The following is a 14,702-nucleotide window of genomic DNA, read 5'->3' on the forward strand; positions in this document are numbered from 1 at the left end:
TTGCCGGTCAGACCCGCTCGCCGTTGCGGATCCGGTAGCTCGGGCTGTACATGGTCACCAGTTCCTCGGATGCCGTCGGATGCACGGCCATGGTGCGGTCGAAGTCGTCCTTGGTGCAGCCGGCCTTCAGGGTGATGCCGAGCAGTTGCGCCATTTCGCCGGCATCGTGGCCGAGAATATGGGCGCCGAGCACCTTGCGGTCGGCAGCGTTGACGATCAGCTTCATGATGGTCTTCTCGGCCCGGCCCGACAGGGTCGCCTTCATCGGGCGGAACTGGGCGCGATAGACCTCGATCTCGTCAAAGCGGCTGGCCGCCTGCTCTTCCGAAAGGCCGACCGTGCCGATTTCAGGCTGAGAGAAGACCGCCGTGGCGATCAGGTCATGATCGGGCGATGTCGGGTTGTTCTTGAATTCGGTCTCGATGAAGCACATGGCCTCGTGAATGGCGACCGGCGTCAACTGGACGCGATCGGTCACGTCGCCCAGCGCGAAAATGCCCGGAACATTGGTGCGGGAATACGCATCGACGACAATGGCGCCGCGCTCGTTGACAGCCACGCCCGCCGCCTCCAGGCCGAGGCCTGTGGTATAGGGATCGCGCCCCAGCGCCAACATGACCTGATCAGCCGACAAAGTGCCGTTGTTCAGGGTCTCGACGCTCAAGCCGCCGGCGGCCGTCTTCGTCACCTTCTCCATCAGGTCCGAGCAGATGATACGAATGCCCTTGGCCTCCATGGCCTGATGCAGGCCCTGACGCATGTCGTGATCGAAGCGCGACAGGATTTCCTTGCCGCGATAGATCAGGGTCGTGTCGACGCCGAGGCCGTGGAAGATATTGGCAAACTCGACGGCAATGTAGCCGCCGCCGGCAATGACGATCGAGCGCGGCAGCTTTTCCAGGTGAAAGGCCTCGTTGGAGGTGATGCAGTGCTCGTGGCCCGGCAGCGCGGCATGGGGGTTGGCGCCGCCACCCACCGCAATGACGATACGTTCGGCCGTCACCACCTTGCCCGACTTGACGAGCCGGATGCTGTGCGGCCCGGTCAGTTCGGCCCGGGACTCGATGATCTCGGCGCCGGCACTTTCCAGGCCCTTGCGATAGAGCCCTTCCAGCCGGGCGACCTCGATATCCTTCGCGGCGATCAGCTTCTTCCAGTCGAAGCTGCTTTCGCCGACCGTCCAGCCGAAGCCCGCGGCATCCTCGAAATGCTCGTGGAACTGCGAGGCATAGACGAACAGCTTCTTCGGCACGCAACCGCGGATGACGCAGGTTCCGCCGAACCGGTATTCCTCGGCAATCGCCACGCGCTTGCCGAGGCCGGCTGCCAGCCGTGCGCTGCGCACGCCGCCGGAGCCGCCGCCGATCACGAAAAGATCATAGTCGAAAGAGGACATCGCGGCAGCTCCTGTGGCACATTCAAATGGGTTTGGCGGGTGTATTGCAGGCCCTGATATAGGGTGCCGCGGTGCGAAATGAAAAGCCCGGAATCGCTTCCGGGCTTCAAAATTCAGCGGCTTGCGCCAGGGATCGGATTCCGGATCAGGGCTTGGGTGCTTCCGGTGCCGCAGCCGGTGTCTGCATCTCGGCGCCGACGATCTTCAGCAGGGCGTCGTTGGCGTTCTTTTCCAGATCGCGACCAACGCCCGCAGCCCAGATTTCCGCAGCCTTGCCCAGTTCGCGATTGGCGATAGGCTGGTCCTTCAGGAGCTTCTTGCCGGTCTCGCTGGTGAAGAACTCGGCCATCTTGGTCAGATCCTCCTGCGAGAAAGCCTTGGCGTAAACGAGGGCTGCTTCCTTTTCCAGATCGCCACGGCGCGCCGCCAGCGCCAGAGTCTGCTCGTCGACCGTCTTGGTGATGGCATCCTCGAGGTTCGGGTAGACCTGGATAAGCTGCGCCTTCAGGCGGCCGGACATACTGGGTAGAATATTGTCAAAACCGTTGGTGACGCCAAGAGCGGTAATCGCACTGCGGGCCGCCTGCACGTGGGCTTCGGGAATTTCCTGCGCCTTGGCAGGAGCACCCAGCATGACGCATCCGACGACGATGGCGGCAGCAGCGACGCGGCCGAAACCTTGATACCTGATCATGAAATCCTATGCTCCTGTCTTATGTCTTTGCCTCAAGCACACGCACACCGGCCGGACCGGCGATGATGGCAAGCGTGGCCAGGTTGATGAAAAGCCCGTGCTCGACGACACCGGGTATGGAATTCAATGCTTCCGCCAAGGCCTCTGCCTCAGGAATGCGGCCAAAAGATGCGTCCAGAATGTAATGGCCGCCATCCGTGGTGAAGACGCCGTCTCCGGAACTGCGCAGGTGCAGCTCCCCTGACAAACCAAGGGTCGAAGCGACTTTTTCGACGGCCAGCCGCGTCGAGACCTGGCCATAAGGGTTGATCTCGATGGGCAGTGGAAAGGCCCCGAGCATGTCCACGACCTTGCTCTCGTCGGCAATGACGATCATCCGCTGTGAGGCCGCGGCGACGATCTTTTCGCGCAGCAGCGCACCGCCGCCACCCTTGACCAGCCGCAGCCGGCCATCGACCTCATCGGCGCCGTCGATCGTCAGGTCGAGTTCAGGCAATTCGTCCAGCGACTTCAGCGGAACGCCAAGCTCGACGCAGAGGCGCGCCGTACGTTCCGATGTCGGCACGCCCTCGACCTTCAGTCCGCCGGCCACCCGTTCGGCAAGCAGCCGCACGAACTCCTCGGCAGTCGATCCCGTGCCGATGCCAAGGCGCATGCCATCCTCGACATGAGACAGTGCCGCCTCAGCCGCTTTTATCTTCATTTGGCGAATATCCATGCGCCAAAAGCTCCCGTCAGTTTCGTTGTGTTGGTGTTTACACGGCTCTTCGCCCAAACGAAAGCCCTTTCACCGGGCCGAAACCGTTGCTTTTTTCGGTCTCTTCCCCTAACCGCTTTGGGCAGGACAAACCCGATCCGGAGCGCTGCCGTGACGACACCGACAATCGTATTCGACCTCGACGGGACATTGGTGGACACGGCACCGGACCTGATCGCCAGCCTCAACCACACGATCGCCATCGCCGATCTGGCTCCGGTCGGCTTCGACGACCTGACGCACCTGGTCGGCCAGGGTGCCAAAGTGATGATCGAGCGGGCCTTTGCGCTGCGCGGATCGCCGCTCAATACCGATATGCTACCAGCCCTGCTCGAGCGTTTCGTCGATCACTACAGCGCCACGATGCCAGGCGACAGCCTGCCCTATCCGGGGCTGACGGCGGCTCTCGACCGGCTCGGTGCTGCAGGCTTCCGCCTGGCGGTGTGCACCAACAAGATGGAAAAGCTGGCGGTGCCGCTGATCGAGAGCCTGGGCCTTGCCCATTATTTCGCGGCGGTGACCGGCGGCGATACATTCGCCATGCGCAAGCCGGATGCCGGCCACCTGCTCGGCACGATCGAGCGGGCCGGCGGCGATGCACGGTTCGCCGTGATGGTCGGCGACAGCATCAACGATATCCTTGCGGCCAGAAATGCCAATGTGCCGTCCGTTGCCGTCCCGTTCGGCTATGCGGACGAACCGGTCGAGACGCTGGGCGCCGACGTGATCATCCGGCATTTCGACGAGCTGACGACCGGTCTGCTGACGGCGCTGCTCCAGAGGGCCTGAGCGGCCCCCTGGCATTGACGAACACCGATCAGCTTCTGGCTTCGCGCGCCGCAGTCGTGGCCGCGAAGGCCTTGCGGGTATAGTCGTCGCGCCCATAGACGTCGTCGAAGAACTGCACTTGTCCTGCATCATTCGGCCAGGCCGTGAAGTAGGACACATAGACCGGGATCTTCTGCGGCACCTGCACGGCACGGTTCTGGCCGGACGCGATCTGCTTGGCGATATCGGCGACATTCGTGCCCATGACCGCCGCCGCCATGACGCGCGGTTCGGCCAGGCGCACGCAGCCATGGCTCAAAGCGCGCATGTCGCGCTGGAAGAAGCTCTTCGACGGCGTGTCATGCATGTAGATCGCATGGCTGTTGGGGAACAGGATCTTCAACTCGCCGAGCGCATTGTCGCCGCCCGGCGGCTGGCGCACGTCGACGCTATGGGTGGTGTTCCAGTCGACCGCCGTCGAGGACACCTTGCGGCCGCCATAGCTGACCTCATAGCCCAACCGGTCGAGATAACCGGGATCCGACCGCAGTTTCGGCAGCATCTCGTTGACGATGATCGACTGCGGCACGCCCCAATACGGGTTGAACTCGACCGTTTCGATCTGGTCGTTGAAGAAATAGGTCTGGTTCGAGCGGGAGCCGACCACGACCCGCATGGCGACTTCCTGCTTGTAGTCGTTGACATAATAGGCCTGGAAGGCGGGCTGGTTGATGAACACGTAGCGCGCACCGAGATCGCTCGGCATCCAGCGCAGCTGCTCCATGGCAACGATCAGCTTTTCGATCTTCTCGGCATTGCTGTGACTGGTCATGGCCCGGATCGTCGCCTGACCGACGACGCCGTCCGGCTTCAGGCCGCGTTCCTTCTGGAAGCCTTCGACCAGGGCCACCAGTTCAGGTGTGTATTCCGGCGTGCCCGTGTAATTGGCGAGCGTCAGGGCATGCTCGACCTTCAGCGCATCGCTGGCATTCTCGCGAACGGCGGCAATGATATTGGCCGTTTCGGGATTGCTGTTGCCCGGCTTCAAAAGCGTGCCGGCGGCAATGGTAATACCGGGGCCGGCATTCTTGTCCTCGATGCGCAGCCGAGCGAGTTCGGATTTCAACGCCACGAACTGGCTCGTCGACGGATCGCGGCTCTTGATATAGGCGGCAACATCGGGGCTCAGGCGCATCATGTTGAGCACCGGCGCGAGATTGACCGTCTTGCGCTTCAGATCGTGATAGCCCGACAGCTTGTTGGGATCGATGCGGCCGCGCACCGTGTCCTGCACGTAGGTGAGCGCCTTGGCCGACAGCGCCAGTTCGAACCGCATAAGGTCCGCCAAGCGGGCTGCCGGATCGGCGCCCTCGACCGGATCGGCCGGCAGGGTGACGCTGTAATCCTGCGGATCAAGGCCGACTTCAGCCGCCCGGCTCATCGCCTCAAGCGCTTTGTGCGCCTTTTCCGTGACTGCGCCATCCAGCACCCAAAGCAGCGGGCGATTGTCGTTATAATAGGCCTCGACGGCGTCGGCGACATCCTTGGTTGCCTGAACCTTCACCGACGCCATGGCAGCACGCGGATCGCCCGCCTGCCCTGCCGCGATCGAACCTGTGGCAATATCGGCGTCGACGGCGACAGACGCGGTCTGCCTGATCACCACCGCACGCTGCGGCTCGGGCTTGTAGGTATAGTAACGCGGGCCACTGATCTTCGGCAGAGGTTCCGGATCGCTCATATCGGCCAAACCGGCTGCGCCGCCGCGCTGGTCGGAGCCGAACATGGTTTGCTGTTGCGAGCCGAACACGCTCTGGTTTTTTGTGCGGCCCGGGCCGCCTCGCAGGAAGTCCATGAGCGTTGCGGCATCAGCCGTCGCCGGAACACCGCTCAGGGCCGTCATCGCAGCCAGCATTGCCGTTACTGCGATTCGTCTATGTCTGGTCATTCGCAATTTCAATCCCAATCTAATGTCGCAGCCAGCCGGACATGCGCCGGATTGACGTTTGACGGATGACTAGCCCATAGCTTCGCCATTGAAAAGATTCCGTATGCCAACCGTCAATGAATGCGGATGTCAAATTAATGTGAGAACCGCGCCACCAAGGTGCCCGGCAATCGGTAAATCTAATGTAAATATTCGTGAATTTTTTATTTACGCAAGCAGATCAGCGTCAGAATCGCTCGCTTTTGCGCTCAGCCACTTACCAAGATTGCCGCTCGCCGTGCCAAAAATGACACGCAAACGACAGCAACCGGCCGGAATGCTGTCAGGGCCTCGTCTGACGCGTCGCCAGAAGCCAGTCGGCGAAGAGGAGCGCCAGGCCGGCTCCGGCAATCTGCGCCAGAACGAAGCCCGGGACATCCGCTGGACGGATACCGGCAAAACTGTTTGAAAAGGCGCGCGCCACCGTCACGGCAGGATTGGCGAAAGAGGTCGAGGCGGTGAACCAGTATGCGGCGGTGATATAGAGGCCGACCGCCATGGGGATGGTTTCGGGCCGGAACCGGCGGGTGGCCAATATTGTGAACACGAGGCCGAATGTGGCGACAGCTTCCGAGACCCATTGCCCGTTGCCCGTCCTGACCTTTGCAGAGGCTTGCAAGATCGGCAGATCGAACATCAGATGCGCCAGCAGGACGCCGCAAAGCGCTCCGGCAAGCTGGACCGTGATATAGGCAAGCGTATCGGCATTGCTGATTTCGCCCTTCACCCGAAAGACGAGCGTCACCGCGGGATTGAAATGGGCGCCGGAGATCGGCCCGAGCATGGTGATGAGCACGACGAGCATGGCACCCGTCGGGATCGTGTTGCCAAGCAGAGCAACCGCTATATTGCCGCCGGCCAGCGCCTCGGCCATGATGCCGGACCCCACGACGGTTGCCAGAAGCATCGATGACCCCACGAATTCGGCCGCCAGCCGTTGTGCCAATGTCACAGGCATCGTCTCCCTTGATCAAACCGGATGCCACTGGCCACGAAATCAGCGCTCCGTGCCGATATCGGTCAGCCGTTTCTGCAGCGCCAGCCGATCGAGGCTTGCCATCGGCAGGTTGACGAAGATCGAGATGCGGTTGCTCAGCATGCGATAGGTGTCGACAAAGGCGAGCGCCTTTTCGGGTTCGGTGCCTTCGACGGCAGCGGGATCGGGAACGCCCCAATGGGCGGTCATCGGCTGACCCGGCCAGACAGGACAGGATTCGGCCGCCGCCTGATCGCAAACCGTGAAAACAAAATCCATCTTCGGCGCGCCGGGAACGGCAAACGCCTCCCAGCTCTTGGAGCGTAAACCTGACGTATCGTGATTCAAGCGCTTCAGAAGTTCAATGGCGAGAGGATGGACTTCGCCCTTGGGATGCGAGCCCGCAGAATAGGCGGTGAACCGGCCCTGCCCTTCCCGATTGAGGCATGCTTCCGCAATGATGGAGCGTGCGGAATTGCCCGTGCACAGGAAGAGCACGTTGAAATGCGAATTTTCCATGATCAGTCCCTCAACAACGACAGGCTATTTCATCCAGCACAGGCTGGCACAGCTCTGGCGATCCTCCACAACAATCCTCAAGAAGAAAGGCCAGCATGCCGCGCATCGCGTCCATATCGGCACGATAGCGGATGTTGCGCCCCTCCCGTTCCCCTTGCACCAGTCCGGCATTGGACAGAATGGTCAGGTTGGCCGACAGCGTATTGGCGCGCACGTCGAGGGCTGCGGCGATATCGCCAGCGTTCATCCCGAGCGGCGCGGCGCGCACCAGCAACCGGAAAACATCGAGCCGCCCCTCATGAGCCAGCGCCGACATTGCTTCCAAAGTGTGCCTCTTATTCATATTTCCATAAATCATGAATTATAGAACATTGCAAGCGACAAAAGCGCGCAAATAAGTTGAATTTATAGTTCAGGATATGGATTGGCGTTGGCGGCATGCGGTCGAGGCGCTACATAAGGCGCGAAGCTTTTCGTCCCTTGCAGTCCCGGAGACCTGACATGACACAGACACGCATCGAATCCGACACGTTCGGCCCTATCGAGGTTGCCGGCGACCGCTATTGGGGCGCCCAGGCGCAACGTTCGCTCGGCAATTTCAAGATCGGCTGGGAAAAGCAGCCCGCCGCCGTCGTGCGTGCGCTCGGCATCGTCAAGCAGGCGGCGGCGCGCGCCAATATCGCGCTTGGTCAACTGGACCAGGGCCTTGGCGACATGATCATCGTGGCGGCACAAGAGGTCATCGACGGCAAGCTCAACGACCATTTCCCGCTCGTGGTCTGGCAGACCGGTTCCGGCACGCAATCGAACATGAATGCCAATGAGGTGATCTCCAACCGGGCGATCGAAATGCTCGGCGGCGTGATGGGTTCGAAGAAGCCGGTCCATCCCAACGACCATGTCAACATGAGCCAGTCGTCGAACGACACCTATCCGACGGCCATGCACATTGCCTGCGCCGAGCAGATCGTCCACCACCTGCTGCCGGGCCTGAAGCACCTGCATGCAGCCCTCGACGCCAAGGCGCAGGCCTTTGCTTCCATCATCAAGATCGGCCGCACCCATACCCAGGACGCCACGCCGCTGACGCTCGGCCAGGAGTTTTCCGGCTATGCCGCGCAGGTCGCCTCGGCCATCAAGCGGATCGAGTTGACGCTGCCGGGCCTTTACGAACTGGCGCAGGGCGGCACGGCGGTCGGCACGGGCCTCAATGCGCCGATCGGTTTTGCCGAAAAGGTGGCAGCCGAGATCGCCACGATCACCGGCCTGCCCTTTGTCACCGCGCCGAACAAGTTCGAGGCGCTGGCCGCCCATGACGCCATGGTGTTTTCGCACGGCGCCATCAATGCCGCCGCTGCCGCCCTGTTCAAGATCGCCAACGATATCCGCTTTCTGGGCTCCGGCCCCCGCGCCGGCTTGGGCGAACTGTCGCTGCCCGAAAACGAACCGGGCTCGTCGATCATGCCGGGCAAGGTCAACCCGACCCAGTCGGAAGCGCTGACCCAGGTCTGCGCCCACATCTTTGGCAACAACGCCGCCATCACATTCGCCGGCAGCCAGGGACATTTCGAGCTCAACGTCTACAATCCGATGATGGCCTATAATTTCCTGCAATCGGTGCAGCTGCTCGGCGATGCCGCCGTCTCGTTCACCGACAATTGCGTGGTCGGCATCGAGGCGCGCGAGGACAATATCAGGAAGGGCGTCGAGAACTCGCTGATGCTGGTGACGGCCCTCAACGGCAAGCTTGGCTATGATGCCTGCGCCAAGATCGCCAAGGCGGCCCACAAGAACGGCACGACGCTGCGCGAGGAAGCCGTTGGCGGCGGATACCTCACCAACGAGGAATTCGACGAGTATGTGCGGCCGGAGCTGATGATCGGACCGAAGTGATCAACGGCGCGACCGCCTTTGCACCCTGCCGGCACCTGCAGAAGGGGGATTCCGCTTTGATTACGAATCCGCTAATGTTCCATTCATGCTGCAACTCGCCAAACAACAACTGACGGTGTATCTCGATCCGGACCTCGCCGCCCGGATCGAGGCGCTGGTCATGGCGGGAGTTTACGCCAATGCCAGCGAGGTGGTGCAGGAGGCGCTGACGGCGTGGCAGTCGGGCTTCGATCAGCGCGAGTTCGAGCTGGAATTGAAGAAGACCTACGAGCGTGGCATCGCCCAGAATGGCCGCGACAATGTCAACGCTGCCAACTTCCTTCGCGCATTGGGCGACCTTGCCTGAGCGCAATCGCCACATGCCGCCCCCCTCTTTAGAATCATTGAAATTTAACCAGCGCCGCCGTACACCACGCCATCCGACAACCTGCCTCCGAAAGGCTTTTGACTGATGGCTGACGATCTGTTTCCCCTCGGCGAAGACACCACCCCCTATCGCAAGATTACCTCCGACCATGTCTCGGTCGAGACGTTCAAGGGCCAGGACATCCTGACCGTCGCGCCGGAGGGCCTGCGCCTGCTGGCCGAGACGGCGCTTGCCGACATCAACCATCTGCTGCGCCCCGGCCACCTGAAACAGCTCGCCTCGATCCTCGACGACCCGGAAGCCACCGACAACGACCGCTTCGTGGCCTATGACCTCCTGAAAAACGCCAATATCGCGGCCGGCGGCATCCTGCCGATGTGCCAGGATACCGGCACGGCGATCGTCATGGCCAAGAAGGGCCGGCGCGTCTGGACCGATGGCGGCGATTACGACGCACTGGCCGCCGGCGTTCGCGACGCCTATGAGCGCCGCAACCTGCGTTACTCGCAGCTGGCGCCCCTGAAGATGTTCGAGGAAAAGAACACCAAGACCAATCTGCCGGCCCAGATCGACATCTACGAGGAAGGCGACGACGCCTACAAGTTCCTGTTCATGGCCAAGGGCGGCGGCTCGGCCAACAAGACCTATCTCTACCAGGGCACGCCATCGCTCCTGACCCATGACCGGATGATCGAATTCCTGAGGGACAAGATCCTGTCGCTCGGCACGGCGGCCTGTCCGCCCTACCATCTGGCCATCGTCATCGGCGGCCTGTCGGCGGAAATGACGCTGAAGACGGTCAAGCTGGCTTCGGCGCGCTATCTGGACTGTCTTCCCACGGAGGGCTCGGACACCGGCCATGCCTTCCGCGATCTGGAGATGGAAGCCGAAATCCACAAGCTGACCCAGCAGATGGGTGTCGGCGCGCAGTTCGGCGGCAAGTATTTCTGCCACGACGTACGCGTCATCCGCCTGCCGCGACACGGCGCATCGCTGCCGATCGGCCTCGGCGTGTCCTGTTCCGCCGACCGCCAGGCACTCGGCAAGATCACCAAGGACGGCATCTATATCGAGCAGCTCGAAGCCGATCCGTCGAAATACCTGCCGGACATCGATGAAGCCGCCTTGTCTTCCTCGGTGGTCAAGATCAATCTCAACCAGCCGATGAGCGCCATTCTTGCCGAACTGACCAAGCATCCGGTCAAGACCCGCCTGTCGCTGACCGGCACCATCATCGTTGCCCGCGACCTTGCCCATTCGAAGATCCGCGAACGGTTGGAAAAGGGCGAAGGCATGCCCGACTACATGAAGAACCACCCGGTCTACTATGCAGGACCCGCCAAGACGCCGGCCGGTTATGCCTCCGGCTCGTTCGGGCCGACGACTGCCGGCCGCATGGACTCTTATGTCGACCAGTTCCAGTCGTTCGGCGGCTCGATGGTGATGCTGGCCAAGGGCAACCGCTCGCGCGCCGTGCGCGAGGCCTGCAAGGCCCATGGCGGCTTCTATCTCGGCTCGATCGGCGGCCCCGCCGCGCGCCTTGCCCAGGACTGCATCCGCAAGGTCGAGGTGCTGGAATATCCGGAGCTCGGCATGGAAGCGGTATGGCGCATCGAGGTCGAGGACTTCCCGGCCTTCATCGTCACCGACGACAAGGGAAATGACTTTTTTCAAGAATTTAAGCTCGAATAAAGTCCAGCGCGGCACAATCAACCGATCAACAGGGGGAGCCAAATGCTCCCCCTTCGTCGTTTGCGGCATTTTTTGCCGTTCATTTTCAACGCTTTAATTCAGTAATATCGGCCCTGCCACAAAGAATTACCAACCACAATTGGGGCATCCGCCATTAAAACTTTCCAAAGAAATTCAGAGTAACTATCTGAGTGGATGCGATTACAGAGAGATTGGGAGTTCGCCGATGAACACGGCAGCGACGCCGAAGGCGCAAGTTCCTGACATTGCGGCGCAAATTACCTTCGCGATGCGCACGATGGGCATATCGCCGATTCCGCGCAATTATGAGCTGTTTTACGAGGCTTACATCGGCGCCAACCCCGCACTCACTCGCGAATTGGCCGCGTTGGGCAGCCGTGCCACGCAGGAAGACCTCGACGCGATCGGCGAACAGTATTTCCGCAATCATACGCGCGTCTTCGAGACGGCCCATTCCAAGATCGTCGCCGAACTCGACGGGCTGCTGCGTTTGCTCCGGCAGGAGCAGAATTCGCTGGAAAGCTACAACAAGTTGCTTGGCGAAACCTATTCGCGCATCAATACTAAGAGCACTGCCAGCGCTGACATCCTGCGCAATGCCATCAACATACTGACGGAAGCGACCGGTAATACCATGGCGCATGGCGAAAAGACCGTCGAGAGCGTCAGCCAGAAGTCCCAGGAAATGGACGATGTCCGCAAGGAACTGGACGAGTACAAACGGATCGCCAACACCGACTCGCTGACGAGGCTTGCCAACCGTCGTGCCTTCGACGACCGGCTGGCCAGCCTTTATGCCCATTCGGCCAACCCGGCCCTGACGGCACTCATCCTGATCGACATCGATCATTTCAAGAAGATCAACGACACCTATGGCCACCCGGTCGGTGACAAGATTCTCGCCACCGTCGCCACCGTCATCCGCGCCAATGTGCGCAAGGATACGTTCGTGGCACGCACCGGCGGCGAAGAATTCGCCCTGATCGTCAACGGCAATACGCCTGATGAAGTCAACATGATCTGCGAGCGCATCCGCATCGCGCTGGAGACAACGCCCTTCAAGAATTCCAAGACCGGCGTCAACTACGGACCCGTGACGATTTCGCTCGGCTACAGCATGGCCGGCGATTGCGAGGATCCCGGCGAGCTCTACAGCAAATCCGACATCGCCCTTTATTGCGCGAAGAACACCGGACGAAACCGCACCCGGTTCTTTGAAGAAGGCATGAAGAAGGACTTTTCCAAGAGCTGGCTGATCTACAAGCGTTGAGCCCGGCTCGCACAGCCTGACATCAGAGCGAGACGGTATGGATTCCAGCGACCCCACATCGACGCGACTATCATCGGAGACGCTTGAGCGCGGCCAAAGGGCCGCCAATACCGTCATCGGTCTCTATGTACTGGCGATCGCGGCACTTGTGGCGGCCTTCCGCTTTCCGCCGATCCTCGATTTTCCGAACCACTATGCGCGCCTGTGGCTGATTTCAGGCGGTATCGAAATCGCGCCCTTTCCCGGCGTCTACGCGCTCGAATGGGACCGGACGGCGACCAATGTCGGTATCGACCTCTTGACGCGGCTGATCGGTCCGACGATCGGGGTCGATCTTCTGGCGCATGTCTTCCTGTTTTTAGCCATCGTCCTGCCGCCGCTTGGCGCCATTGCGTTACACCGGCGGCTGTTTGGCGGCAGCCATGTCTGGCAAATCGCCCTGCTGTTCACATCGTGGTGCGCCACCATGATCGGTGGCTTCATCAACTTCCAGATCGGGCTCGGGCTGGCCCTGCTGTTTGCCGCCGCCGATCTCTCGCTGAAGCGGCGCCATCCGGCGATCACCTTTGCCTGGCGGATCGCGGCCGGCCTGATCCTGACGCTGAACCATGTCTTCTCGGTCGGCTTCTTCATCGTGCTGATCTGTGCGCTGGAAATTCCGGCGGATCTGCGCGAACTCCACAAGCCCGGCAGGCTTGGCGGTGCGGCACGCCGGGTGTTGCTGGCGTCCGTAGCCGCTGCCCTGGCGCCCGTCTATATTTTCTTGAGCACCGACAACTTGCCGGCCGATTATCAGGGCCGGGTACCGACGGTATGGACCGACAATCTCGGCCTGCTTATCTCCAACCTCTTGTCCGGCATCTCGACCTACCTGCCGGTCGTCGATCTTCTGTTCCTGCTGCCGATCGTGGCCGTCATAGGTTTTGCGCTCGTGACGCGCCGCTACCGCCTGCATGGCGGGCTGTTGCTTGGCGCTTGCGGACTGTTGCTGATCTCGATCATTTCGCCGACCCATATCCTGGGCACCGGCTGGATCAGCTGGCGCTTTCCGATCATGACCGGGCTGACCCTGATGGCGATGATCTGCCCTTATCCGCAGGCCTCGCCCCGCCAGGCGGCCATGCTGGTCATCGCTCTTTGCCTGGCGGTGTTCGGCCGGACCGGCTGGATCGGCTACAATTGGTGGCAGGGCCAGAGCGACGTCGATGACGTGCTGCAGGCGATCGAACTGATCCCTCCCGGGTCGGCCGTGCTGCCCTTGCTGCACGAGGTCGATGTCAGCGTCCGCTATGCCGCGCCGTGGCGGTTCTACGGACCGCGAAACCCGACCATCTGGCATCTGCCGACGCTGGCCGTGCCGATGGCCCATTCCTTCGTGCCGACCGTGTTTGCGGCGCGCGGCAAGCAGCCGCTGATGGTTCTGCCGCCGTGGAGCGAAATCGCCGTGCAGGACGGAGCCGTCGCCTCGATCGCCACATTGATATGCCCGAATAAGCGGCGGGAGGCCGAGGCCTTCGCGCCCTATCTCGCCCATTGGCATGAGCGTTTCGACTATGTGCTGGTGATCAATGCCGATATGCCGGACCGGATCACCGGCGAGGAACGGCCCAAGGGGCTTCAGCTGATCCGCGACGGCGGCTTTGCCGATCTCTACAAGGTCGATCGGTCTGTGCCGCTGGATATCGACGCGGTCTCCTCGCCCTCCTGCCCGCAATAACGATCGCCGGCGGTCACCACATGGTCTTGGCGGCGCGGCCGGCCCATTCGCGGTCGTAGGTATCCTTGTCGAAATCGGCTTTCGCGGCTTTGAGCAAAGTTCCGGGCGTCGGCAAATCAGCCGGATCGACGAACTGCTCGGGGTTCCACAGCTCGGCGCGGATGACGGCGCGGGCGCACTGGAAATAAACCTCGTCGATGGCGATCACGGCAACGCTGCGCGGATGTTTGCCATCCATGTCGAAGCTTTCCAGCAAGGCGGGATCGACTGAAATCTCGGCCCGCCCGTTGATGCGCATGGTGGTATTCGACCCCGGCACGAGAAACATCAGCGCTACCCTGGGATCGCGGACGATGTTCAAAAGCGAGTCGATTCGGTTGTTGCCGCGCCAGTCCGGCAAGAGCAGCGTGGCGTCGTCCCGGATGCGGACCACCCCGCCGAGATCGCCGCGCGGTGAGCAGTCCAGCCCCTCGGGGCCGACGGTCGCCAGAGCAACGAAAGGAGACGCTTCGATCATCTGGCGGTATTCAGCCGTCAAGGTCCTCGTCACCTTGACGAGCGAGGCCTCGCTCACGCCGTCATAGATCGCCTTCAGTTCCTCCACCGTCCTGATAATCGTCATCGCCCTGCCCTGTCCTTGAAATG

The 14,702-nt window shown here is 61.5% G+C and carries 14 protein-coding genes; 6 read left to right on the top strand and 8 right to left on the bottom strand.

The window, feature by feature from the left end; genetic code table 11:
- Positions 1-7: 7 nt before the first annotated feature.
- From gor to rpiA, 3 genes are all read right to left on the bottom strand, one after another.
- The gene (gene gor, locus HFC70_RS09525) at positions 8-1,396 is read right to left on the bottom strand and encodes a glutathione-disulfide reductase (RefSeq protein ID WP_168473004.1); all 1,389 of its coding nucleotides are present in this window, start codon (positions 1,394-1,396) and stop codon (positions 8-10) included.
- Positions 1,397-1,541: 145 nt separating this feature from the next.
- Entirely contained in the window at positions 1,542-2,090 is a 549-nt protein-coding gene (locus HFC70_RS09530) for a DUF2059 domain-containing protein (RefSeq protein ID WP_168473005.1), read from the bottom strand.
- A 19-nt stretch (positions 2,091-2,109) separates the two neighbouring features.
- Entirely contained in the window at positions 2,110-2,808 is a 699-nt protein-coding gene (gene rpiA, locus HFC70_RS09535) for a ribose-5-phosphate isomerase RpiA (protein ID WP_168473006.1), read from the bottom strand.
- Positions 2,809-2,958: 150 nt separating this feature from the next.
- Here rpiA and gph point away from each other — a divergent pair, with 150 nt between their 5' ends.
- Positions 2,959-3,636 (top strand): phosphoglycolate phosphatase, encoded by a 678-nt coding sequence (gene gph, locus HFC70_RS09540; RefSeq protein ID WP_368669604.1) that lies wholly within the window; start codon positions 2,959-2,961, stop codon positions 3,634-3,636.
- 28 nt (positions 3,637-3,664) lie between these two features.
- Here gph and HFC70_RS09545 read toward each other — a convergent pair whose 3' ends face one another.
- The 4 genes from HFC70_RS09545 to HFC70_RS09560 form a co-directional block, all read right to left on the bottom strand.
- Complete coding sequence (locus tag HFC70_RS09545; protein WP_168473008.1) at positions 3,665-5,563, bottom strand: murein L,D-transpeptidase; 1,899 nt, start codon at positions 5,561-5,563, stop codon at positions 3,665-3,667.
- Positions 5,564-5,885: 322 nt separating this feature from the next.
- Positions 5,886-6,560: an MIP/aquaporin family protein gene (locus HFC70_RS09550; RefSeq protein WP_168473009.1), complete on the bottom strand. Its 675-nt coding sequence runs from the start codon at positions 6,558-6,560 to the stop codon at positions 5,886-5,888.
- A 39-nt stretch (positions 6,561-6,599) separates the two neighbouring features.
- Positions 6,600-7,097 carry an arsenate reductase ArsC gene (locus HFC70_RS09555; RefSeq protein ID WP_168473010.1) on the bottom strand — a complete coding sequence of 166 codons (498 nt, stop codon included), beginning with the start codon at positions 7,095-7,097 and terminating at the stop codon, positions 6,600-6,602.
- A gap of 10 nt (positions 7,098-7,107) precedes the next feature.
- Positions 7,108-7,440, bottom strand: a complete 333-nt coding sequence (locus HFC70_RS09560; RefSeq protein WP_168473209.1) for a helix-turn-helix transcriptional regulator — start codon at positions 7,438-7,440, stop codon at positions 7,108-7,110.
- A 158-nt stretch (positions 7,441-7,598) separates the two neighbouring features.
- On the opposite strand from HFC70_RS09560, the gene fumC reads away from it, so the two are divergent.
- From fumC to HFC70_RS09585, 5 genes are all read left to right on the top strand, one after another.
- Positions 7,599-8,990 carry a class II fumarate hydratase gene (gene fumC / locus HFC70_RS09565; protein WP_168473011.1) on the top strand — a complete coding sequence of 464 codons (1,392 nt, stop codon included), beginning with the start codon at positions 7,599-7,601 and terminating at the stop codon, positions 8,988-8,990.
- 85 nt (positions 8,991-9,075) lie between these two features.
- A complete protein-coding gene (locus HFC70_RS09570) occupies positions 9,076-9,336 on the top strand; it encodes a ribbon-helix-helix domain-containing protein (RefSeq protein WP_168473012.1) in 261 nt (86 codons plus the stop codon).
- Positions 9,337-9,441: 105 nt separating this feature from the next.
- Positions 9,442-11,049 (top strand): fumarate hydratase, encoded by a 1,608-nt coding sequence (locus HFC70_RS09575; RefSeq protein WP_168473013.1) that lies wholly within the window; start codon positions 9,442-9,444, stop codon positions 11,047-11,049.
- 226 nt (positions 11,050-11,275) lie between these two features.
- Positions 11,276-12,340, top strand: coding sequence for a GGDEF domain-containing protein (locus tag HFC70_RS09580; protein ID WP_168473014.1), 1,065 nt, complete (start codon positions 11,276-11,278; stop codon positions 12,338-12,340).
- Between the two features lie 37 nt (positions 12,341-12,377).
- Positions 12,378-14,057 carry a hypothetical protein gene (locus tag HFC70_RS09585; protein WP_168473015.1) on the top strand — a complete coding sequence of 560 codons (1,680 nt, stop codon included), beginning with the start codon at positions 12,378-12,380 and terminating at the stop codon, positions 14,055-14,057.
- Positions 14,058-14,070: 13 nt separating this feature from the next.
- On the opposite strand, the gene HFC70_RS09590 is transcribed toward HFC70_RS09585, so the two are convergent.
- A complete protein-coding gene (locus HFC70_RS09590) occupies positions 14,071-14,679 on the bottom strand; it encodes a pyridoxamine 5'-phosphate oxidase family protein (protein ID WP_168473016.1) in 609 nt (202 codons plus the stop codon).
- Positions 14,680-14,702 lie beyond the last annotated feature (23 nt).

It is taken from the genome of Agrobacterium sp. a22-2, from assembly GCF_012276985.1.
In the GTDB taxonomy this organism is placed as follows: Bacteria; Pseudomonadota; Alphaproteobacteria; order Rhizobiales; family Rhizobiaceae; genus Allorhizobium.